Here is a 22,153-nt window from a genome sequence, read left to right on the forward strand (position 1 = left end):
GATATGGATCAAGTTCTTGGTTGAGGAAGGCAAGCGTGCTCACCACAAAGACACTAAGGGTACCAAGCAAAACCTGCGATGGAGTCCGCTGCTCACCCATCATCAAGGTGTCTGGGGACAAATAGGATGTTGCCTGCGTGCTGGTATCACGCCGCTCAGAGCGTTTTTGACTTGGTGTCCTTAGATTTGGTGTTCTTAGTGTCTTTGTGGTGACAGGGTTTTCCATCGTTAGTCGAGTCGATGGCGTCAAGTGTGAAGCAGAGCACCATGTCGACCTCAATACTCATCTCACCACATTCATTTACTCAGCCTTGTCAGCGCCACAGCACTTTTTGAATTTTTTGCCGGAACCGCAGGCACACAAGTCGTTGCGACCGGTTTTGGGTGCGGCATTTTTGATGGGATCGGGAATCAGCGCGTTTTTGCCAATCGCTTTGGCATTACTCTGGCCCGGCTTTTTGACGGCTGCCTGGGCGAGCTGTTTGCGTTGTGGTTCAAAATGGTCAAACAGCGCCAGCACACTGGCCGGGATGGTCTTGTGGGCATTGAGCACAATCGCTTCACGGCCCTTGGTCTGCATGACTTCCTGACCACGGTCGGTGCCAATCAGCACAATGCTGGCCAATAACTGCATGTCTTTATCGAGAATCTCCTGCCATACCGCAGGGTCCTGACCCAGCGCCAGCATGAAACCCTGGCACCAGGCTTCCGGATCACGTGCCTCACTGTCTTCCTCTTCTTCCATGGCAGCCAGCTCGTCTTCATCCAGTTCAAACAGGATGGGCTCATAGACCCGGTTTTCAATGGCGTCGAGCACCGCGTTGTAATGACGCATGATCAGCTTGACCATTTTGTTGAGCTGATCGGCGTTGCGTACATCGGGCGTGTCACGGCCTTGCTCGCTATCCCAGATCCAGGGCAGCCATACCTGCGGCGCCAGTACCTTGGGGTTGAGCGCAATTGCGGCCAGATAACCATCCAGCATGGAAATATCCATGCCTGTGGGCGGCAAGTCTGCGCTCACCAGCCAGTCGCCTAGGGTGTCGATATCGTCTTGGGAAAGGGGCTGGTCAATCTCGCTCATATTGGATACTCAATGGATGTATTTAAAAACACTTAATTAAAACGTACTTAATAGACTAATTTAGACTTGTACTACTTGGGAGTATGACTATTTTAAGGCTTTTTTGAGGTTGATGTTGGCTTGGCGCGGACTACGCCAGCGTCGCTTGCAACCATCAAAAACGTCATCCGGCGGCCACCGGGCTGCACAACTCCACCAGCGAACCATCAGGGCAACGCACATACGACACTACCTGATTCCAGGGCATGGTGGTGGGTGGTTTGATCTGGCTGGCACCAGCCGAGAGTGCCCGTTGATGCGCGGCCGGCACATCATCGGTCATGAAGGCGACTTCCATACCGAGTGGCTTGGCCGACAAATCAGCCGCCACATAACCTTCGGTCAAATGCATTTCACCCAAGACATGTGCTGCAAAAGCCAGCGTGGTATGGCCGGTATCGAGTTCACCATAGGTGCCCAACTCATGCACAAAGCCGCGTTGAAAGCCAAAGGCCTTTTCATAAAACGCCAGTGAGGCCAGCACATCGGGGACATAAAGAATCGTGTAGGCAAATTTCATGATGGCTCCAGATAAAAGAATTCAGAGGCTACTGCGGGTGAGCCATGTTGGCTAAACCGGCAATCAGGGTAATGAACGGCAATATAACAGGCTATAATCTCGCGCTCGCTCCTCCCTGTAGTTCAATGGATAGAACAAGTGCCTCCTAAGCGCTAGATACAGGTTCGATTCCTGTCAGGGGGACCAGTTTTCATTAGTCAGACTGAGCGCATTGTACTTGCGTTGCCCCATATGCTGATGTCCCTTGTTTGGTTTTTATACTCAACGATGGCCTTGTTGCATGTGGCATGCAAGTCAGCATCAGTCTGACTATGCCTGACCAGCAAGCTTGCTTAAATAAGCCAGTTTGCTGGGTACCCTGCTGATCAGCGATGGCATGTCTTATTACTGCCATGCCGAGCACCAGGGTGTTAATGGTTCACCCAGTAATTTTTCCTGATTGACGTATTCCTATGGCATTGTTTTCTATCAGTCGCGCCCAGTTGGCGTTTGGTCATGTGGCGTTGCTGGATAACGCCGATTTTTCTCTTGAAGCCGGTGAACGGGTTGGTCTGATTGGCCGCAACGGCACGGGCAAATCGTCTTTACTCAAAATTGTGGCGGGACTGTCGCAGCCCGATGATGGGTTGATCGCGCGTGAGAAAGGCATTCAACTGGCGTTTGTGGCGCAGGAGCCGGACCTCGATGGCAATATGACCATCTTTGAAGCGGTGTCACAAGGTTTAAAGACCACGCTCGAACACATGGCCGAATACGACAAAATTACCGAGCAACTCGGCGAGCCCGATGCCGATATCGACGCCTTGATGGAACGCTTTAGCGAGCTGCAGACCGAGCTGGATGCGCATGATGCCTGGACCTGGCAAAACCGCGTGGAGCAGGCTTTGCAAAAGCTGTCACTGAGTGCTGATCGTAAGGTGTCGGCCTTGTCGGGCGGTATGAAAAAACGCGTGGCGCTGGCGCAGGCACTGGTTGCCAACCCCGATGTATTGGTGCTCGATGAGCCAACCAACCATTTGGATTTTGAGTCCATCAACTGGCTGGAAGACTTGCTCAAACAGTTTAAAGGCAGCGTCTTGTTTGTGACCCATGATCGTAACTTTCTGGATAATGTGGCCACCCGCATTATTGAACTGGATCGGGGCAAGATTTTGTCCTTCCCGGGTAATTTCACCGCCTATCAGGAGCAGAAGGCGCAGCAGCTCGAAGTGGAAAAAGTGGAGCAGGCCAAGTTTGACAAAGTCTTGGCGCAGGAAGAAGTGTGGATTCGCAAAGGCGTGCAAGCGCGTCGTACCCGCGATGAAGGCCGGGTGCGGCGTCTGGAGCAATTACGCCGGGTGCGTGCCGAGCGTCGTGAAGTGGTCGGGCGGGTTCAGTTTGAAGTGGACTCTGGTCAACGCTCGGGCAAGATTGTGGCCGAGCTGGAAGACGTCTCCAAGCAGTATGAGGGCAGGGTGATTGTCGATCACTTTACTGGCACCATTTTGCGTGGTGACAAGGTCGGCATCATTGGTCCGAATGGCGCTGGCAAAACCACCTTGCTCAAGATGATTCTGGGTGAGTTCAAGCCAGATAGCGGCACGGTCAAAAACGGTACGCAGTTGCAGATTGCGTATTTTGATCAGATGCGTGAACAGCTCAATCTGGAAGCCAGCCTGGCCGACACCATTGCCCCGGGCAGCGAATGGGTGGAAGTCAATGGCACCAAAAAACATATCATGAGTTACCTCAATGATTTTCTGTTTGCGCCCGAGCGCGCGCGTTCACCTGTGAAGTCTTTGTCGGGGGGGGAGCGTAACCGCCTTTTGCTGGCGCGCCTGTTTGCCAACCCGGCTAACGTGATTGTGCTCGATGAGCCAACCAATGATCTGGATATTGATACCCTGGAATTGCTGGAAGATCTGCTGCAGGACTATCCGGGTACCGTGTTTTTGGTCAGCCATGACCGTGCCTTTCTGGATAATGTGGTCACGCAGACCATTGCTTGCGAAGGCAACGGCCAGTGGCGCGAGTATCCCGGTGGCTTTACGGAATGGCAGATTCAAAGTGAGCGGGCTCGCAGTCTGACCGACAGTAAAAACAAAGCAGCAGGTGCAGGTGCAAAAGAATCCAAAAAAGAAACCGCGTCTGAAGCCGCCAAATCTGCGTCTGCGGCAGCACCGGTAGTCAAGCCGGTCAAACTTTCCTATAAAGATCAGCGTGAACTGGAAACCTTGCCACAAACCATTACGGCACTTGAAGCTGAGCAGAAACTGCTGAGTGACAAGCTGGCTGATCCTACCTTGTATCAGACCGACCCAGCGCAGGTGAAAGCGGCCAATGATCGCTTTGCCGAGATTGACAATGAGCTGCTCGCCGCCATGGAGCGTTGGGAAGCGCTGGAGAAAAAGAGTAAGGGGCAGGCCTAGGTCAACGCTGTCAGCTCGGTCAACCGGGTTGAGTTTGATCCACGCCTTCCAGTGGTTCTGGTGGGCGGGCCAATAAGAGATCAAGCAGCCGAAAGGTTTTTTCAAACTGCACCTTGGCTACCTGGCAACGCTCGCAGCTCGCAATGTGTCTGAGCAATCGGCTTTGTTGTTCGGCACTCATTTCACCATCACGATCCAGACTCACCAGATGGGTTGTGTCACGACAGCTGATGTCATCCTGGCAAGGCTGATTTTCATGGTTTGCAGGGGTGTCGGCCATTAGTAATCTCCGCTTAATTTCAGATCCAGGCAAGTACGTAAACTCATACGAGCCCGATACAGCATAGTTCTCACATTGCCTTGCGAAAAAGCCATTTTTTCGGCTACTTCATCAATTTCAAAACCAATATATTCACGCAATAAGAACACTTGTGCGGTGACTGATGGCAGGCGTGTCATACAGGCGTTGAGGATGGAGAGCAACTGCTGTTGTTCAAGCGAATCACACGGGTCGCAATGCCATTCGCTGGGCTGCTCGGCCCAGCGCCCATTGTTGTCAAATAAAGGGTCAAACAGATGTGGATCGCATTCCGACTCGCTGCTGCTATTGTCGTGAGTCATGAGTGGATTACGCTGCCGCAATCTGATTTGATCAATGATTTTGAATCTGAGAATCGATACCAGCCAGGTGCGCACACTGGATTGGCCTTTGAATTGTGGTAGTGCCAGCCATGCCGCTGACAGGGTTTCTTGCACGGCATCTTCGGCGGTTGCAGTGTCATTGAGCTGCAGTTTGGCCAGTCCCAGCAAAAAAGATTGATGCCGGGCAATTTCCTGATTGAATCGCTGATGTGATAAATCCATCTTGTCTCTATCTATGGCAACAAGAACAGTAAAAATTAAATAAATGCGAATTGTTCCAGGCGATAAGTCTTGAGCACTATGGTGGACTGGTTGTCTCCACGTTGACAGAATTGGCGAGTGTTCTGTTCTTGTTGTTTGACTTTACCATGCGCATTTGCAAAATAAGGTTGTGACAAAAATTAATTGATGCCCGACTCATTTAAGTTGGCTGCACTGGTTGCGCTTTATGGCAGGCGGCAGATGTGCAATGGATTGAATAGTTAGGCAATTGATTTTTTTGTGATTGAGCTGTGATACTTCGGCAATGTCTTGCGACTCAGTGGTAGTCAATTCGACTTAACCAACGGGAGACATCATGAAATCCAATCCATTCACCCACGTCATGGCTAGCGTATTGCTGTCATTAAGTATGCCTATGGGCGCGAATGCTCAGACTGTTTCAGCAGAACAGATGGTCGATTCCTTGAACAAGGTTTTTGGTGCACATCATGGTATGCGTGCATCCCATGCCAAAGGTGTTTGTGTTGCCGGGGAGTTTATTCCCAGTGGTGATGCCGCTATGGTGACCAGTGCCGGATTATTGCATGCGGGCACCAGTAAGGTAACCGGGCGGTTTTCCATCGGTGGTGGTAATCCCAAGGTCAGTGACAAGGCCAAAGGGGTTCGTGGACTGGCACTGCATCTGGATTCAGGTAAAGAAGTGATGGATCTGGTGACGATTTCATCGCCGGTGTTTTTTGCCAGCACACCAGAAAACTTTGTGGCCTTTCTGGAAGCGCGTCAGCCTGATTCAAATACCGGCAAGCCAGACCCTGTCAAGGTCAAGGCGTATAACGAGTCGCATCATGATGTCAAAGCTTTCAATGACTATATTGGCAAAAGCGAAGTAACGGCCAGTTATGCGCAAACACCTTATTGGTCGGGCAATGCTTTTCGCTTGAGCAATGCAACAGGTAAAACAACGCATGCGCGCTGGCGCATTGAGCCGGTTGCCGGACGTTTGGGTTTGACAGAGGAGCAGCATAAAACGTTGCCGGATGATTTTTTGAATGCCGACCTTGAACAACGCCTCAAACATGGGCCGGTTGAATTTGAGCTTTGGTTGCAAATTGCGGGTGCCGATGATCCAGTGAATGATCCTACTCAGGAATGGCCGGCAAATCGTCCTCAGATCAAGGTGGGCAAATTGAGTCTGTCCAGCATGGGGGGTAACTGCGATGGCATGATGTTTAATCCGATGCAGTTACCCAAAGGTATAGCAGCTTCGGATGATCCAATCTTACAGGTACGGGCTGCAGCCTATGGTGTGTCGCTGGTTCGACGCAGCGCGCATTGATGGCTGGTGTGGCTGACGGCGTTTATGCTGCTCAGCCACACCAGGCAATTACACTATTACTTAAATCCACCAGGAATCCCGGACGTAAATAAAGCATAAATGTCAGCGCGAGTGCGATGACGATTAGTCCGATAGTCACGATTTGGCGAGTCATTCTTTGGCCCAGTCAAGAATTCGCAGCTTTTGATGTTCAAAACTCAGAATAGCGGCATTTCATTGTGCCTTTTGTTAGTGCCAATGTCATGTTTTTGCGTCAAGTCTGGCTATTCAATGAATAGCGCCCACATCTCGCATCATTTCAAAGCATGATTTTCGACTATTGCTGCTTAAATGGAGTTAGTTAAATGTAATTGCATGTCAAATCTCATCACTTTGCTGGAAGTTGTTGAATTTTCAGATATGTCATTTCATTTTAATTTGTAACGATGATCTGCCTTGCAGCGCTATATATGGTCAATGTTCCTCAAAGAGTATTGCAGCGGTAACTTGTTCTTACGATTGCTTACCCTGACATAAACATTGCTTAACTAGTATGGCTCCATGTTTGGTTGACCATCAACAAGTTTCACCGGTACGTCGTTGTCGAATATTGCCTTAGCGCCTTTTTTGATTGACTGCTGGATGTTGACAACCAATTCCTGAGTCAAATAGGTGAGGTGTTTATGCAATATATTTTGAAATTGGGTTGGATACTGCTTGGTATTTTTTTGACGCAACAAGCTTTTGCTCTAACGATTGGTATGGGTTGGCACCCACAGGGAGAAGATCCACAAGCAGTTGCAGTGTTACTCAAGAATAGCGGTTTTCGTCATCTGCGTTTTGATATCAGTAGTGCCAACTATCATGCCCCAACAGCCCAATCGATTACGCTAGCGCAAAAGATGCAAGCCAATGGCGTTGCCATGACTGGCATCATTCATACAAAGATATCTGTCAATGTCAGCCAGGGTTATTGCCCGGGTGATATACCAACCCTTGAAACACAGGGCTATAGTGATGCTTACGCGCAGGCAAATGGTTTGAAGGATTACATCCAGCTCTTTGAGCTGGAAAACGAAGTCAATTTATATCCCAATGTGCGTAATGGTGGTAAATCACCGTTTACCAATCCGGCACTCTACAACACGGCTTGCGGTAACTCCATGGCCGCAGTACTAAGAGGAATGTCCAGAGCCGTTCGCGATGTGGCGAATACAAGTGGTAAGCAACTAAGAATTATTCTTGGTGCTACCAGTGATGGCAGTACTGGCTTTCTGACATTCATGCAACAAAAAGGCGTGGCATTTGATATTGTCGGTTTCCATGTATATCCACGTGTCAATCAAAATCTGTTAACAACCGATCCCTGGTTTGGGCCGAATGGTGCAGTTGGCCTGCTGGCCGGTTTTGGTAAACCCATTCATATCAATGAGTTTAATTGTGGTGAAACGTATGACAATGGTTTTACCAATGTGGCGGGTAGTAGCTCAATGAATGCCTGCGTTCAATCCATTGATAAACAGTTGAGTGCTTTATCCAATAGCTCGGCCAATATCGAAGTCATTGATATGTTTCAACTGATCGATCAGCGTTCCACTTCAATTTGTGCAACAGGTAATCCGTTTAGTGGCTCATCTGCTGATGCAGAGTGCCGTTTTGGTATGCGTTATGACATGGCCAATCCGAAGCCAACTTGGGATGTGGCCAGCAAATATGCACAGCGTGCCAATGCTGCTGCAAATGGTGGGGTCACTAATATTCCAGCAACGATACCTGTGACGCCCGTTAAATCCACGACGACGCCAATCGTTAGTGTTGTGACACCAACGCCAACGCCGACAACATCGCCCACCAGTCAAACGGGTAGTGATAACAGCAGTATCAACGCACCAACGCTATCATTGACAGATTATGTCTGGGATATCTATCGGGTCTTGCTTGGCAGAGAACCGTCAAGTACTGAGGCTAATGGTTGGATTGCCGATATTAATGGTGGCAAGGTTAGCCGGCTGCAAATGCAAAAAACAATTTTGGTCAGTACAGAGTTTTTGACACGTCAATCCGGTGGTGATTTCAGTTTGGCACCGACCATCATGCAGCTAAGCAAGGCTGATTTCATCACACTTTTATATAAACTCTTATTGCAACGTGCACCAGAAGCAGCAGGGTTTACAGCATGGGTTCAAAATTCGAGCAGCCGAGATAATACCTTGCGTGCCTTTCTTGTATCAGGAGAATACGCACGCATATTCTCAAAAGTTCTGCCTGTCACATCAATAACAAATCCTGTTGTTCCTGCTGCTGGTAATGCACAAGCCACGGCTGATACCCAATCGAGTAATGGTGATAACAGCAGTATTAATGAGGCCACTTTAAGTGATGATGATTATGTATGGGATGTTTATCGTTTGCTTTTGGGACGGGAACCGGCTCTGAGCGAAGCTAATAATTGGATTGCTCAATTGAGTAGCAATAGTATTACCCGGATGCAGATGCAAAAATCAATTCAGGCATCCGTGGAGTTTACTAATCGGGTCGGTGGAAACCAGTACGGTATTCCAGTGAGTATTAGTCAATTATCAAAAAGCGATTTTATTACCTTGCTTTATAAGGCGCTCTTTCAACGCGCACCGGAAGCGAGTGGCTTGGCATTTTGGGTTGCTAATAATTCGGCGCGTGAAAATGTATTGCGAGCATTCTTGACTTCAGCCGAGTATCGAAGACTATATCAATAAGTCGGTTTGTATTTAATAAATAAAAAAGGGCAATGTCTTTTCAGCACTGCCCTTTTTTATTTTTATGTTGCTCTTTGCCGTTGACACCTTGTATCAAGTGATCAATGGTGAGTTTCTCACGATCGTTCTTTCATTGATCGGCAGATTGATCAATCCTGCAAAGACACCCAGTGCGATGGCAATCATCCACATGAGATCATATGATCCCAGGCGGTCGTATAAAAAGCCACCTAACCAGGCACCTAAAAAACTGCCAAATTGATGTGCCATAAAAACAAAACCTGAAAGCATGGATAAATGCTTGATACCAAATATCTGCACGATCACGCCATTGGTGACCGGAATGGTGGACAACCACAAGATGCCCATTACACTGGCAAACACCCAGACACTTAAGCTACTCAGAGGCAATAAAATAAAAAGGCTGATGCAGACTGCGCGCAAGCTGTAAATGCTGCATAAGAGATAGCGCTTGGGCAGGCGTTGTGCCATCCAGCCATAGCCATAGGTACCAAAAATATTGAATAGGCCAATCAGTGCCAGTGCAATGGTGGCTACCTTGGCATCCAGCATGCCTTTATCCTTTAAATAAGCAGGTAGATGAACCGCAATGAAAACCACTTGAAAGCCGCAAACAAAATAGCCCATCATCAAGAGTTGAAAGCTGCGATAGGTCAATGCTTCTTTGAGTGCCTGGCTTATGGTCTGATCATTGGCCGTATGATGCGATTCAGCCGCAGGTTCTTTCAGGCCAAATATCAATGGCAGCATCAGCGCTGCCAGGGAAGCCAGAATGAAGAGTGCTTCCTGCCAGCCAAACTGAGCGATCAATGATTGCTGAATCGGGATCATGATGAACTGGCCAAATGAACCAGCCGCTGCGGTAATACCCATTGCCATCATGCGTTTTTCAGGTGGTGCCACACGGCCAATGATGGCGTAAATGACGCTGTAGGTGGTACCTGATTGCGCCAGACCAATACATAAACCGGCACTGGCCAAAAAGCCGATACTGCTGCTTGAGATGGCCATCAAGACCAAGCCAGACACATACAACAATGTCCCCACTATCATGACCCGTAGAGGGCCAAATCGATCAGCGATGGCACCGACCACAGGTTGAGTCAGACCCCAGAAGAGATTTTGCAAGGCAATTGCCAAAGCAAAGGTTTCCCGGGTCCAGCCATGCGCCTGAGTGATCGGTAAATTGAAGAAGCCAAAGCCATGACGAATCCCCATGGACATGGAGACTACCAGTCCGCCGCAAATCAAAACGGTTTTCAGGCTGGGCCTGGTAGCTGAGGTAAACAATGGCATGGCAAGTCCGATCAGGTAATCAAGGTAAGGCAAATTAACAGTACAACAAAGTCGTCACAAGACACAGTGTAGTGAATAAAAAAGTGTTCTGCTGTACCGTGTGAAAATACTTTGTCAAGTTAAATCATGCGGCTGCGGCAAACTGGCTGATCGGGTATAAATGACGCTGGCTATGGCTGTCAAGCGGGATGGTGAGGTGCTGCCCATCAATTGAGCACAGACATAGCAGGTAGTAAAGACGCCATTTTTTGGTTTGAAGAGGGGGCTTTTCCACAGGGTGTGGGGATAACTTTTTGATTTATTTTTTTAATACATAGAACAACATTGGCGGGAAATTGACTCAACCAATCAGGATCAAAACCCATTGACTTTTGAGGATAGTTCATATTGCTGTGTGACTATTGCAATTCATCGCCCCAGACTGATTACAATACGCACCAACCTCGGATTAAGTGCTGCTTTCAGCGCATTTCAATTTCCTCGCAGCTCAATTCATTCAGACAAGAACTTCATGGCTAAATCAGCACCAAGCAAACTTATTACGCAATACAGTGAATCATCCATCAAGGTACTCAAAGGTTTGGAGCCAGTCAAGCAGCGCCCTGGTATGTACACCCGTACCGAGAATCCCTTGCACATCATTCAGGAGGCAATCGACAACGCCTCTGATGAAGCGCTGGGTGGTTATGGCAAACATATTGTGGTGACGCTCAATAAGGATGGCAGTATCAGTGTGGAAGATGATGGTCGTGGCATTCCAGTCGGGATTCACCCCGATGAAGGCGTGCCGGTGGTGGAGATTGTGTTCACCCGGTTGCATGCCGGCGGCAAGTTTGATAAGCAGGCAGGCGGTGCTTATACCTTTTCGGGTGGCTTGCATGGGGTGGGTGTCTCCGTGACCAATGCACTGTCCAACAAGCTGGAAGTGACTGTCTGGCGTGAAGGCCAAGTTGCAACGCTGACCTTTGCCGAAGGTGATGTGATTGTGCCGCTGGCATCGCGCCCTGCAGAGCGTGGTGAAAAGAAAAATGGCACGCGCGTGACTGCCTGGCCAAACGCCAAGTACTTTGATTCACCGCAGATTCCACTGGCCGAGTTGCAACGTTTGTTGCGCAGTAAGGCCGTGTTGCTGCCCGGCGTTAAAGTCACTTTACGACAAGAAAAAAATGGTGAAGAACAAACTTGGATGTATGAGCAGGGCTTACGTGGTTATCTGATGGAAAACCTGGATCATGAACCGATGATCCCCTTGTTTGAGGCCGAACAGTTTTCTAATGGTGATGATAACTTTGCCGAAGGCGAGGGCGCATCGTGGGTAGTGGCCTGGACTGAGGAAGGTAATATTCTGCGTGAATCCTATGTCAATCTGATTCCCACTTCGGCGGGTGGTACGCATGAGTCTGGTTTGCGTGAAGGTCTGTTTCAGGCGGTGAAAAGTTTTATTGAATTGCACTCACTGCAACCCAAGGGTGTCAAGCTCTTGCCAGAAGATGTGTTTGCGCGAGCTTCCTTTGTGCTCTCGGCCAAGGTGCTGGATCCACAGTTTCAAGGCCAGACCAAGGAGCGTTTGAATAGTCGTGATGCCGTGCGCCTGGTTTCGACTTTTGCGCGCCCTTCATTGGAGCTTTGGCTTAATCAGCATGTTGATCATGGCAAAAAGCTGGCTGAACTGGTGATCCGTCAGGCGCAGGCACGCACTCGGGCCGGACAAAAAGTGGAAAAGAAAAAAGGTTCGGGCGTGGCAGTCTTGCCGGGCAAGCTGACCGATTGCGAGTCCACCGATATTAGTCGCAATGAATTGTTTTTGGTGGAAGGTGATTCCGCCGGTGGTTCCGCAAAAATGGGTCGTGATAAAGAGTTTCAGGCCATCTTGCCCTTGCGCGGCAAAGTGCTCAACTCATGGGAAACCGAGCGTGATCGCCTGTTTGCCAATAATGAAATTCACGATATGGCCGTGGCGATCGGGGTTGATCCTCACGGTGCCAATGATGAGCCCGATTTAAGCAATCTGCGTTATGGCAAAGTCTGTATCTTGTCGGATGCGGATGTGGATGGCTCGCATATTCAAGTGCTGCTGTTGACACTATTCTTTAAACACTTTCCCAAGCTGATTGAAACCGGTCATATCTTTGTGGCGCGACCACCGCTATTTCGGGTTGATGCGCCTGCCCGTGGCAAAAAGACCGCACAAAAACTCTATGCCCTGGATGCCGGTGAACTGGATGCGATTGAAGACAAGTTGCGCAAGGATGGGCTCAAAGAAGGCAGCTGGCAAATCTCCCGCTTTAAGGGGCTGGGTGAAATGAATGCCGAACAGTTGTGGGAAACCACCATGAATCCGGACACCCGACGCTTGCAACCGATCAGTCTGGGTGAACTGGATTTTACCGCTACCGTGACGCGCATGACCATGTTGATGGGCAAGGGTGAAGCCGCTTCCCGTCGTGCCTGGCTGGAAGAACATGGTAATGAGGTAGAAGCGGATATTTAATAGTTCAACTTTCTTAAAGACTCAGTCAATATCAAAACTATATGAATATTGACTGAGTAATCAAAGTTTATATCTATATGGCTTCTAATCTATATATTATTGAATATAGCCCCATTGCCAAGATTCCATAGCGTTGGGATATTGCGCGCATGTTGCTGTGCCTAATGCATATATGGTTTTTCCTGTTGCCTTTGCCGTAAGGACAGTGGCAAGGATAGATTTCCCTCCTGGGGTGTTGGTGTCAAATGATAGTTCTTTGGTATATCCATTTGTACAACTGGCAGGAGTGCCGACTAGGCTGGATGTAAATGATACGTAACCCAGTCCGCTGTTATCGACCCGAACATAATTTACAGTATAAAAGTTGGCAGTGCCAAATGCATAAACTTGAAACGGCATTACTAAAAGAAGAATGATTTGCAATAGTTTTTTCATGGTGAATAATCCTTAAAATTAAATTTTTTGAAATTCTTTATTTCATTTAGGCGATCTATATTTCTTGCTTAGAATGTAATTACAGCGCCATTTGGTAGTGTAATAAACATCGTATCGTCTTTGGAATTCTTATAAGTAGTAATAGCGTTGGTATAGTCTGTAAGTATTTGCTTAGGACTATTCAATACTGTGCCATTATTGAATAAATATCCAAATCGACATTCTGCACCGTTGCGTCCAGTATCCCCAGGCGTGAGGCAGGCAGTCGGTTCATCTTTTATTTCAAAAGCATCCAATACTTCAATGTAGTTATCTTGGCTAAGAATTTCTGGAAGATGTTTTTGTAGACTAAGTGAACATTGGTTCATTGAGGTGCTGCCATTTGTATTGATAAAGGGTAATGGGGAGTCTCCATATATCTCACCACAGTTAAATTCATTGATATGAATTTTTTTCCCAAACGTTTTTAATAAGCCAATATAACCATTAGGGCCAAACCAAGGATCATTGTTCAAACTAGAGTCGTTTAATTTCGGGTAAATATGTCCACCAACTATATCAAAAGGAATTAGCTTGGTATTTAACATGTATGCAAGAAATCCAGTATCTCCGCTGCTAGTGATACCTAAAATTGTTTTTAAATTTGAATAATTTGGATTCTGTTTAACTGTTGACATTGCCGTTGTGATGCCTCTTAAAACTGCGGCCATGGTATCAGCACAGACAGACCCAAAATTACTTGGATTAGAGTAAAAACTAGCGGCAGTCGCCCCTCCTGGAGGTTGGACTTTATACATAGTAAAAATAGTATCGGTTAAATCTTTATATAGCGTAATTTCATTTTCCATTTCAAAGTACTGAACGTAATCTTTCAGTCCATTTATCTGGTTATAAGCGTCATCATATGCATTATCTTGAACATCTTTATTGTCACCTGGACAAGGTGTTGTGTAATTGACTGGATGGGGTACTCCAGATATTTGCATGTTAAATTGTTTTTTAACTTTCCAGGCAGTGTCCGTATTGATGACGGCGGTTACTAAAATGCCATTTTGGTTTAAGACTTTCACAAAATTGGTGAAATTATTAAAATCTGATTTATTGATATCTAAACGAATATGAGTTGATCCTTTGGATTTAAGGAAGTTGGCGACGTCAAGCGCACTTTCTCCTTGCGGATGGTAAGAAAATCCAAATGTCATTGCATTGGCTTGTAGGGATAGTAATCCTAACATTCCAATCGTCAAAAATTGCTTTATTAATTTCATTGATTACCCCTTAGCATATTAGATAATTAATCGTTAGAGATTAATATAGATATTGTTTAACTATTGAGGGCTGCTTTGAATATCCACACCTTGAAGCACACAAGTGTTTGGTCCAATCGGTGTGCTAATTACTGTATAAGCGATTCCATTCTTTTTTCCAGTTATTCTGGAGGTTATTAATGTTGCATACATTGTTTTTCCAATTGGTGTTGTGGCATCAAAATAGAGCACGTTCCACATGCACGATGTCGATAGTGCTTCTGCGAATTGAACAAATGATTGGTAACCAGGTGAACCGAATACGTTATCTTGACCAACTCCAACTCTAACTGGAGTTTTGTTTGATTCTGATATGGCGAATGAAGCTTGAGAATAAATTGAGGCAACCAAAAGAATTAAACACAATATTGAATTTTTCATATCAACTCCATAGAAATTAATTTGTAAAGTCGCTTTAAAGATTTGCTAAAAGGACTATGAGAAATCAGCCCAATAGCTTTTTAGCACAAATGTATTGGATTTATATGAGTTGGCCTAAAACAATTAAAAATATTTTTTCTGGGAAATTTATTGCATTCATACATGGGCTTGATGTAGGTCCATGCTTTTGACTTTTTACATATGTGAAATTAGGCTTCTGGGCTATTCCCGATTGCGTTGCACAATCGTTTTAAGTGTTGCTTGGTATATATCTATTCTGACGCCGCCCAAACTCACCGCCATTTGCGCAGCTTGCAATGCAGCTTGCCATTGTTGTTGATCGAGCAGAACTTGTGCGAGATTATTGAAGGCATCACCAGAAGTTGGGTGAACTTGAGTGGCGCGTTGATATTGTTGTTCGGCTGCCGGCCACTGTTTTTTCTGATAATACAAATTGCCCAGGCCAATCAGGGCCGCTAGTTCGTCGGGCCATGGATGTAGGGCAGTTTGATAGGCCGTGAGAGCCGCGTCAGGCGCCACTCTTTCTAGTGCAGTGACAGCTTGCAGGTAACGTGCGGCAGCCTGGTTGCTTGTGTTATTTGTTGACATTGCACTGGCGGGTAGTTGATCAGCTTTCAATGCAACAAACCCCCAGCTTCGACCGCCACGCCATTGCGCTATGAATTGCGTCATCGGCACCACCAGTTGCTTGATGCTGCCCGAGCGTAGTATTACTTCATTGGCTTGCAGATCATAACCAACTATCACCGCGTAATGCCACTGCGGATAAAAACTGAAACGCAAATTTTCCAGAATCAGCACGGGATGGCCTGCGGCCACTTCCTTTAACCATTCATCACTGTTTGGCAGCAGCTCATAGGCCACCAGGCCAGCACGACGAGTGGCGGCCATGAGTTCGGTTTGTAGACTGCCAGCACGCTGTGGCAGATAAACCTGCCCAACCAATTGTTCGGGGCTGACGGCTTGTCCCACATGGTTGAGTAGGGTTGCCAAGGCTGCCGGGCCGCATTGGTTGGTCTCTTGCGGAAAGAAAGGGACATCCTTGAGTTCAACCTGCAAAGGCAGGTTCGCCGTTTTTGCAGCTGCCTGAAGGTCGATATTGAAATTTTGAAGATTGGTAAGAAGGGTGGTGCAGCCTGACAGGCAGCCTGATAAAGCAAGCGTCAATATCAGGCCGCGTGCAACAGTGCTCAGATGTTTGATGGTCATCAACAAACAGTTATTAACGAACAGTCATGAACAAATACTCATAAAAACGGGCTCAATGGACTGAGTGTGGGCTGCAGTACAGCCATACGCATGGTTTTAGATGGCAATGGCAACCAGAATGGCAATCAACAGAACGATGATCAGATCGGTCGAGCTCAGCGCCGCACCGGCTGGCAGGGTATCAATTTTTTGTGCCAGCGCGGCGACTTCGGCATCGGTCAAGGCATCAACGCGATCTTTTGCCATCAGGCCATCGACGCCCATGGCTTGCATTTTTTCTTTGACATTGGCGCGGTCCATGAAGGCCTGCACTTTGGCACGATCAGTTTCAGCCTTGTTTTGTGCCGTCACGGCTTCGGTTGGCACAATCTCGGCATGCGCCATCGGCAAATAGGCCGTGCACATGGCGGCCACGGTCAAGCTGGCTACGGTACGAGCGATTCGTGATGTCATCGTCTTCTCCTGAAGGCTAAGTTTAAAAATCGTTTATAAAAACGAATAGGCAAGGTCAGTACATAAAACAGTGTAACGAGTGATAAAAGCAAACCCAAGTCTCTTTACACTTGCTTAAATGTCGGTGCAATCCGACAATCTGACGTTGAGGAGTTTGGCGCTCATCATCATTTCATGATTAATCCCAATGAGCCGTCTATTCGGACTTATTTTAACCAATTTTAGGGAGTATAAGTAAAAATACCCACTCTATAGTGCATAAATAGAGTAGGTATTTTTATTACTTGGTGGGGTATATTGCAAGCTCACGTGGCTGAGAATCAGCGTTTCAGCTTGGCAAAAGCGGCCGCCATGGCGCTGTTTCCCTGCGAAGGGGCCGACGCACCACCATTGGCTGGGCGACCACCACTGCGTTGATTGGATGCAGGGCGTGAACCAGCGCTGGCATTGCTATTTGGGCTGCCACCTTCGCGGGCAATCCGTTGGCCTGGCTCATCACTTAAGCGCATGCTGAGTGCAATCCGTTGCCGTTTGACATCCACTTCCAGCACCTTGACTTTGACCACGTCCCCAGTCTTGACGACTTCACGCGGGTCTTTGACAAACTTGCTGGACAGGGCCGAAACATGGACCAGACCATCTTGATGCACGCCAATATCGACAAAGGCGCCAAAGGCGGCCACGTTGGTGACCACACCTTCCAGCACCATACCGGGTTGCAGGTCTTTCACGTCCTCCACACCATCGGCAAAGATGGCGGTCTTGAATTCGGGACGTGGATCACGACCCGGTTTTTCCAGTTCGGCCAAGATATCCTTGACGGTTGGCACACCAAAACGCTCGTCGGCAAAGCTCGATGGCAGAAGCGTCTTCAAGACATCTTTATTGCCCATCACATCGTTCAAGGGTTTTTGTATGCTGGCCAGAATCCGTTCAACCACCGGATATGCTTCCGGGTGCACGGCTGAGCGATCCAAGGGGTTGTCACCCTGCATCACGCGCAGGAAACCGGCAGCCTGTTCAAAGGTTTTTTCACCCAGGCGTGGCACCGATTTGAGGGCGTCACGGCTGGCAAAAGCGCCCTTGCTTTGGCGGTATTCCACAATATTACTGGCGTGAATTCGCGTTAAACCCGACACTCTGGCGAGCAGTTCGACCGATGCCGTATTGACGTCGACGCCAACTGCATTCACGCAATCCTCCACAACGGCATCGAGTGAGCGAGCCAGTTCGCGCTGATTGACATCATGCTGATATTGACCCACGCCAATGGATTTGGGATCAATCTTGACCAGTTCGGCCAACGGATCTTGCAGGCGACGAGCAATCGATACTGCCCCGCGCAATGACACGTCCAGATCCGGAAATTCTTTGGCAGCCAGTTCGGAGGCGGAATACACCGACGCCCCGGCTTCGCTGACAACGATTTTCTGGATCTTCTGCCCCCCCTTTTCGTCGAGCAGTTTGATGACATCAGCGGCCAGTTTTTCGGTTTCGCGCGAAGCGGTGCCATTACCAATCGAAATCAGATCGACGCCATGCTGTTTGCAGAGTACTGCCAGCTTGTGCAGGGAACCATCCCAATCGCGGCGTGGCTCGTGCGGATAAACGGTGTCGGTCGCCAATACTTTGCCCGTCTGGTCAATTACGGCCACTTTCACGCCCGTACGAATGCCGGGATCAAGTCCCATCACCGCCTTGGGACCAGCCGGTGCAGCCAGCAGCAAGTCATGCAAATTGGTGGCAAAGACCTTGATGGCTTCTTTTTCGGCGGCTTCCCGCAATTCGGTAAACAGCTCGCTTTCCAGATGTGGTTGCACCTTGACGCGCCAGCACCAGCGGCAGACATCGCCAAGCCATTTGTCGGCGGCGCGGTTACGGTTGCTGATGCCAAAATGGCTGGCAATGCGGGCTTCGCCAGGGTGTGGCAGCACGGCTTCCTGTTCTTCACCCAGACTCAATTTGACTTGCAATACATTGGCATTGCGACCACGAAACAATGCCAGGGCACGATGTGATGGCACCGTTTTAATGGTTTCGCTGTAGCTGAAATAATCCTGAAATTTCTCGCCTTCGGCCTCTTTGCCTTCGACCACGCAGGCACTGACCAAACCCTGTTCCCATAAAAAGCTGCGCAGATTACCCAGCAGCTCGGCCGTTTCACCAAACTTTTCAGAAAGAATGTCGCGCGCACCATCCAGCGCAGCCTTGATATCGGCGACATTTTTTTCGGCATTCACAAACCTGGCGGCTTCGACTTGCGGGTCCAGTGTCGGATCAGCCAACAAGGCCAGTGCCAGTGGCTCCAGACCGGCCTCACGGGCAATCTGGGCACGGGTGCGACGTTTCGGTTTGTAGGGCAGGTAGAGGTCTTCCAGCGTCTGTTTTGTGTCGGCTGCCAAAATCGCCGCCTGTAAAACCTCGGTCATCTTGCCTTGCTCGTTGATGGAGGCGAGGATCGTGGCGCGACGCTCTTCCAGTTCGCGCTGGTAAATCAGCTGTTCTTCCAGGTTACGTAATTGCGTATCGTCCAGATTGCCGGTGGCTTCTTTACGATAGCGTGAGATGAACGGCACCGTTGACCCTTCATCAAGCAGGGCCACCGCGGCCGCAACCTGGCGTGGCTGCACGCCAAGTTGCTTGGCAATGCGTTGAATAATGGTTTCCTGTACGGAAAGATCTAGCGTGTTCTGGTTTGCAGCTGTCATCGTTTCTATAATGGTGTTTTATTCAAATAAGCCGCGCATTGTGCCACAACTCATTTATCGCTTTTTTAGTTTCAGCCTGATCAGCACCAGTCTGCTGTTCAGCCCCTTATCCTATGCCGATCAAGCCGGTATTGATCAACGCCGTACGGAGCTCGATACCTTACGTGCCAAGGCTGAATCGACATATCAAGCGCAATCGACGGTTTGCTACCAACGATTTTTTGTGAATGCCTGTCTCGACAAGGCCAAGGAAGTCCGTCGCCAGATTTTGCAGGAGATCAATCGAGAGCAAGTCAGCCTTAATGATCAGGAGCGACTGGAGCATGCCAGCCAGAAGCAAAGCGATGCTGCTGCACGGCAGGCTGAAGAAGAGCGGCTGGCACCTCTCAAGGCGGCGGAGCGCAAGCAGAATCTGGAAGAGTTCAACAAGCGCCTGAAAATGGCACAGGAAGAAGAAGCCAAACGAGCGGCCGGTGCAGTATCGCGTAATGAAAAAAAAGCCGAGTTTGAACGCAAGCAGCGTGAGCGTGACGAAGAGCAGCGTCGCATTGCCAGCGAAGCCCGCGCCCAGGCTGAATTACGTGAGGCCAATCAACGTGCCTATGAGCGTAAACAGGAAGATGCCCGCGAACACGCTATGGAAATCGAAAAGAAAAAGGCAGAAAAGCAGCAGGATAAAGACAACAAGTCGCAAAGCAATGCCAATCAGGGCAAAGATAAATCGGGCTTGTCAGACAGTCTGCCACTTAAACCTTGAATCAATGGTTAAGCATGCCATGAAATAGGTTAATACTGAGAATCAGGATGACAAAGGTGATTATGAAGTGATGGTGGATGGTGTGATATTTGCTGTTGATGGTTCATTAAATCAATCTGATTGGAGAATATTTAATGAAATCAATGGATTACATGTCATGGTCAAGATTCGGCTGTTTCTGCTTGTCAATTTTTTCGGCAACTGGGGTGCAAGCTTATACCGTTGAAGCAGTTCTAAAGGATCAGGCGTATTCAAGTGAATCTGCGGCAACTCAATCTGCAACCGCTCAAACTTTCAGCTTGGCAGATGTGGCCAAACATCCCTGGGATAGCAATGATCAGGCTTCAAGTCTTGCAATTTCTGCTGGTAACGGTAATTTTGCGACTAGCGTCAATATTGACAAGACTGTTTTCAATGAAAATGATTCTTCAAGCAGTTTTGTCACATTCAAGGATTCCTTTACTAATTCCAGCGCAACAGCTCAACAGATCAATTTTGATTTGCGCATCAATGCCCTTGGTTTCAAAACCGATATCGGCAATTACCTGGGCGCCAATTCCACTTTTTCTGCCAATGTGTATGTGAATAATTCCGCCGTACCTATCTGGTCTGCGAGTTACACGCTTGGTCTGCAAAAACCTAGTTTTTCCTATGACTCTACTTATAATCCCATGACTTTTACGTCGACAGGTCAGAGCCTGGGCTCATTCAGTGGTGGCTTGGTTGGTACCGGCCATGTTGGTTATTACTCGTATACAAGTTTTGAATATGCTTTGTCGACACCTTATTCTCAGACTTTGAGTTTGGGGCAACTCAATCCCAATGAAACGGTTTCCATTCGCTATGAAGTGCAGCTTGATGCTAGAAATGGTGATAGTTATGGACGGTCACAAATCACATTTGATGATCCCGCTGGACTATCAGCCGCGATTGCTAGTGGCGCAACGGGTTCTTTAGGTTTGGACAATAGTCTGCATATTGCGGCGGCTGTACCCGAGCCGGAAACCTATGCCATGCTGGTAGCTGGTCTGGGGCTGGTTGGTGGCGCTGCTCGACGACAAAAGCGTAAGCAGGAACAGGTAACGGCACAGAACTGATTGCCGCAATAAAAAAGGAGCCAGTGGCTCCTTTTTTAATATAAACGTCAATGAAAATAAACCGTCAAGTCAGCTTGCGAGCTGTGGCCTGGCGTGCGGCGCGTTCTGCTGCAGCCACTTTTTCAGGATCGGGTTCTTCGATTTTGACAATCACCAGGGACACGTTATCACCTGTGCCTTTGGCACGGGTGCGGCAGGTGTTGATGAGAAATTCAGATGCGGCACGTGGCGGGTTGGCGGCCATGATGTAGCCTAATTCGCGCTCGGAAAAATAATGCCACAAACCGTCTGAGCAAAGCAGAAAGCTGTCGCCTGGTTGTACGCAGTCCAGTCTTGACAGACTGAATTGCGGCATTTCGGCGGTACCCAACGAGCTCGTCAATAAGTTGGATAGTTGATGATTGGCGGCTTCGGCTTCGGTGATACGACCTTGTTTGACCAGTTGTTGCACGTAAGAATGATCAACGGTACGCTGATTAAGGATCGGGCCACTGAAGTGATAGAGGCGTGAGTCACCGACGTGAATCCAATAAGCCTGGCCGGATGGCATTAACAGAAAAACGACGATGGTGCTGTGTGGGTCTTTTTCGGCAGAAATGGCAATCAGTTTGATGACTGTGTGGGCATCAACCACAATTTGCTCCAGCAGTTTTTCAGGGGTACTGTCTTCGTGGGTATAGAGTTCAAATACGCTTTTTGCCGATGCGACCACTTGTTGCGCTGCCATTGCACCACCGGTACGGCCACCCATGCCATCGGCCACGACAGCAAGCATCATGCCTTTGTATCGGGGGTGCGCCATGACCGTAATGCGGTCTTGCTGTTCAACCCGGTCGCCCAAGTGTTGGCCAGTACAGACCGATACCTTGAAATGCACTTGCGTGTCCAAGGTGGGGGGGAGAGCGGAGGGATTAAACGTACTGGTCATGAATCTTGTTGCAAGCCCGGTAGAATGGATAACATCGGTTGGTTTTGTTTTATGCAAATTCCAACAGGACGCGAAATCGTTAGC

General features: G+C 48.4%; 18 protein-coding genes and 1 tRNA gene. 7 read left to right on the plus strand and 12 right to left on the minus strand.

The genetic code is table 11. The annotated features are described in order from the left end of the window. Nucleotides 1-301 precede the first annotated feature (301 nt). Together ACMYR3_RS05680 and ACMYR3_RS05685 are read right to left on the minus strand one after the other, a co-directional pair. The gene (locus ACMYR3_RS05680) at nucleotides 302-1,084 is read right to left on the minus strand and encodes a UPF0149 family protein (RefSeq protein WP_424195347.1); all 783 of its coding nucleotides are present in this window, start codon (nucleotides 1,082-1,084) and stop codon (nucleotides 302-304) included. Between the two features lie 163 nt (nucleotides 1,085-1,247). Then, nucleotides 1,248-1,643: a VOC family protein gene (locus ACMYR3_RS05685; RefSeq protein ID WP_424195349.1), complete on the minus strand. Its 396-nt coding sequence runs from the start codon at nucleotides 1,641-1,643 to the stop codon at nucleotides 1,248-1,250. Nucleotides 1,644-1,754: 111 nt separating this feature from the next. On the opposite strand from ACMYR3_RS05685, the gene ACMYR3_RS05690 reads away from it, so the two are divergent. Continuing rightward, nucleotides 1,755-1,829 (plus strand) — tRNA-Arg (locus ACMYR3_RS05690). Between the two features lie 266 nt (nucleotides 1,830-2,095). Then, nucleotides 2,096-4,051: an ATP-binding cassette domain-containing protein gene (locus ACMYR3_RS05695; RefSeq protein WP_424195351.1), complete on the plus strand. Its 1,956-nt coding sequence runs from the start codon at nucleotides 2,096-2,098 to the stop codon at nucleotides 4,049-4,051. Between the two features lie 19 nt (nucleotides 4,052-4,070). On the opposite strand, the gene ACMYR3_RS05700 is transcribed toward ACMYR3_RS05695, so the two are convergent. After that, nucleotides 4,071-4,331 (minus strand): zf-HC2 domain-containing protein, encoded by a 261-nt coding sequence (locus ACMYR3_RS05700; RefSeq protein ID WP_424195353.1) that lies wholly within the window; start codon nucleotides 4,329-4,331, stop codon nucleotides 4,071-4,073. Continuing rightward, a complete protein-coding gene (locus ACMYR3_RS05705) occupies nucleotides 4,331-4,915 on the minus strand; it encodes a sigma-70 family RNA polymerase sigma factor (RefSeq protein WP_424195355.1) in 585 nt (194 codons plus the stop codon). Before ACMYR3_RS05705 ends, ACMYR3_RS05700 begins: the two co-directional genes overlap by 1 nt. Before the next feature lie 355 nt (nucleotides 4,916-5,270). On the opposite strand from ACMYR3_RS05705, the gene ACMYR3_RS05710 reads away from it, so the two are divergent. Both ACMYR3_RS05710 and ACMYR3_RS05715 read left to right on the plus strand, forming a co-directional pair. Further along, on the plus strand, nucleotides 5,271-6,251 hold the full coding sequence (locus ACMYR3_RS05710) for a catalase family peroxidase (protein WP_424195357.1): 981 nt from the start codon (nucleotides 5,271-5,273) through the stop codon (nucleotides 6,249-6,251). 662 nt (nucleotides 6,252-6,913) lie between these two features. Next, nucleotides 6,914-8,965: a DUF4214 domain-containing protein gene (locus tag ACMYR3_RS05715; RefSeq protein ID WP_424195359.1), complete on the plus strand. Its 2,052-nt coding sequence runs from the start codon at nucleotides 6,914-6,916 to the stop codon at nucleotides 8,963-8,965. A gap of 93 nt (nucleotides 8,966-9,058) precedes the next feature. On the opposite strand, the gene ACMYR3_RS05720 is transcribed toward ACMYR3_RS05715, so the two are convergent. Then, the gene (locus ACMYR3_RS05720; RefSeq protein WP_424195362.1) at nucleotides 9,059-10,282 is read right to left on the minus strand and encodes an MFS transporter; all 1,224 of its coding nucleotides are present in this window, start codon (nucleotides 10,280-10,282) and stop codon (nucleotides 9,059-9,061) included. Nucleotides 10,283-10,793: 511 nt separating this feature from the next. Here ACMYR3_RS05720 and ACMYR3_RS05725 point away from each other — a divergent pair. After that, nucleotides 10,794-12,773: a DNA topoisomerase IV subunit B gene (locus ACMYR3_RS05725; protein WP_424195364.1), complete on the plus strand. Its 1,980-nt coding sequence runs from the start codon at nucleotides 10,794-10,796 to the stop codon at nucleotides 12,771-12,773. 96 nt (nucleotides 12,774-12,869) lie between these two features. Here the strand turns inward: ACMYR3_RS05725 and ACMYR3_RS05730 are convergent, their stop codons facing one another. The 6 genes from ACMYR3_RS05730 to ACMYR3_RS05755 all read right to left on the minus strand — a co-directional run bounded on the left by ACMYR3_RS05730 (nucleotide 12,870) and on the right by ACMYR3_RS05755 (nucleotide 19,287). Beyond that, entirely contained in the window at nucleotides 12,870-13,208 is a 339-nt protein-coding gene (locus tag ACMYR3_RS05730; RefSeq protein WP_424195366.1) for a hypothetical protein, read from the minus strand. Nucleotides 13,209-13,276: 68 nt separating this feature from the next. Next, the gene (locus ACMYR3_RS05735; RefSeq protein ID WP_424195368.1) at nucleotides 13,277-14,476 is read right to left on the minus strand and encodes a hypothetical protein; all 1,200 of its coding nucleotides are present in this window, start codon (nucleotides 14,474-14,476) and stop codon (nucleotides 13,277-13,279) included. A 60-nt stretch (nucleotides 14,477-14,536) separates the two neighbouring features. Further along, nucleotides 14,537-14,896: a hypothetical protein gene (locus ACMYR3_RS05740; protein WP_424195370.1), complete on the minus strand. Its 360-nt coding sequence runs from the start codon at nucleotides 14,894-14,896 to the stop codon at nucleotides 14,537-14,539. A 222-nt stretch (nucleotides 14,897-15,118) separates the two neighbouring features. After that, nucleotides 15,119-16,126 (minus strand): PA2778 family cysteine peptidase, encoded by a 1,008-nt coding sequence (locus tag ACMYR3_RS05745; RefSeq protein WP_424195372.1) that lies wholly within the window; start codon nucleotides 16,124-16,126, stop codon nucleotides 15,119-15,121. A gap of 96 nt (nucleotides 16,127-16,222) precedes the next feature. Next, the gene (locus ACMYR3_RS05750; RefSeq protein WP_424195374.1) at nucleotides 16,223-16,579 is read right to left on the minus strand and encodes a PA2779 family protein; all 357 of its coding nucleotides are present in this window, start codon (nucleotides 16,577-16,579) and stop codon (nucleotides 16,223-16,225) included. Between the two features lie 320 nt (nucleotides 16,580-16,899). Next, complete coding sequence (locus ACMYR3_RS05755; RefSeq protein ID WP_424195376.1) at nucleotides 16,900-19,287, minus strand: Tex family protein; 2,388 nt, start codon at nucleotides 19,285-19,287, stop codon at nucleotides 16,900-16,902. A gap of 40 nt (nucleotides 19,288-19,327) precedes the next feature. Between ACMYR3_RS05755 and ACMYR3_RS05760 the strand changes: the two genes are divergently transcribed. Both ACMYR3_RS05760 and ACMYR3_RS05765 read left to right on the plus strand, forming a co-directional pair. Then, entirely contained in the window at nucleotides 19,328-20,044 is a 717-nt protein-coding gene (locus tag ACMYR3_RS05760) for a hypothetical protein (protein ID WP_424195378.1), read from the plus strand. 182 nt (nucleotides 20,045-20,226) lie between these two features. Continuing rightward, nucleotides 20,227-21,141 (plus strand): PEPxxWA-CTERM sorting domain-containing protein, encoded by a 915-nt coding sequence (locus ACMYR3_RS05765; protein ID WP_424195380.1) that lies wholly within the window; start codon nucleotides 20,227-20,229, stop codon nucleotides 21,139-21,141. A 64-nt stretch (nucleotides 21,142-21,205) separates the two neighbouring features. On the opposite strand, the gene ACMYR3_RS05770 is transcribed toward ACMYR3_RS05765, so the two are convergent. Beyond that, nucleotides 21,206-22,069, minus strand: a complete 864-nt coding sequence (locus tag ACMYR3_RS05770) for a PP2C family protein-serine/threonine phosphatase (protein ID WP_424195381.1) — start codon at nucleotides 22,067-22,069, stop codon at nucleotides 21,206-21,208. Nucleotides 22,070-22,153 lie beyond the last annotated feature (84 nt).

Source organism: Ampullimonas aquatilis, assembly GCF_049675895.1.
Classification (GTDB): Bacteria; Pseudomonadota; Gammaproteobacteria; order Burkholderiales; family Burkholderiaceae_D; genus Ampullimonas; species Ampullimonas aquatilis.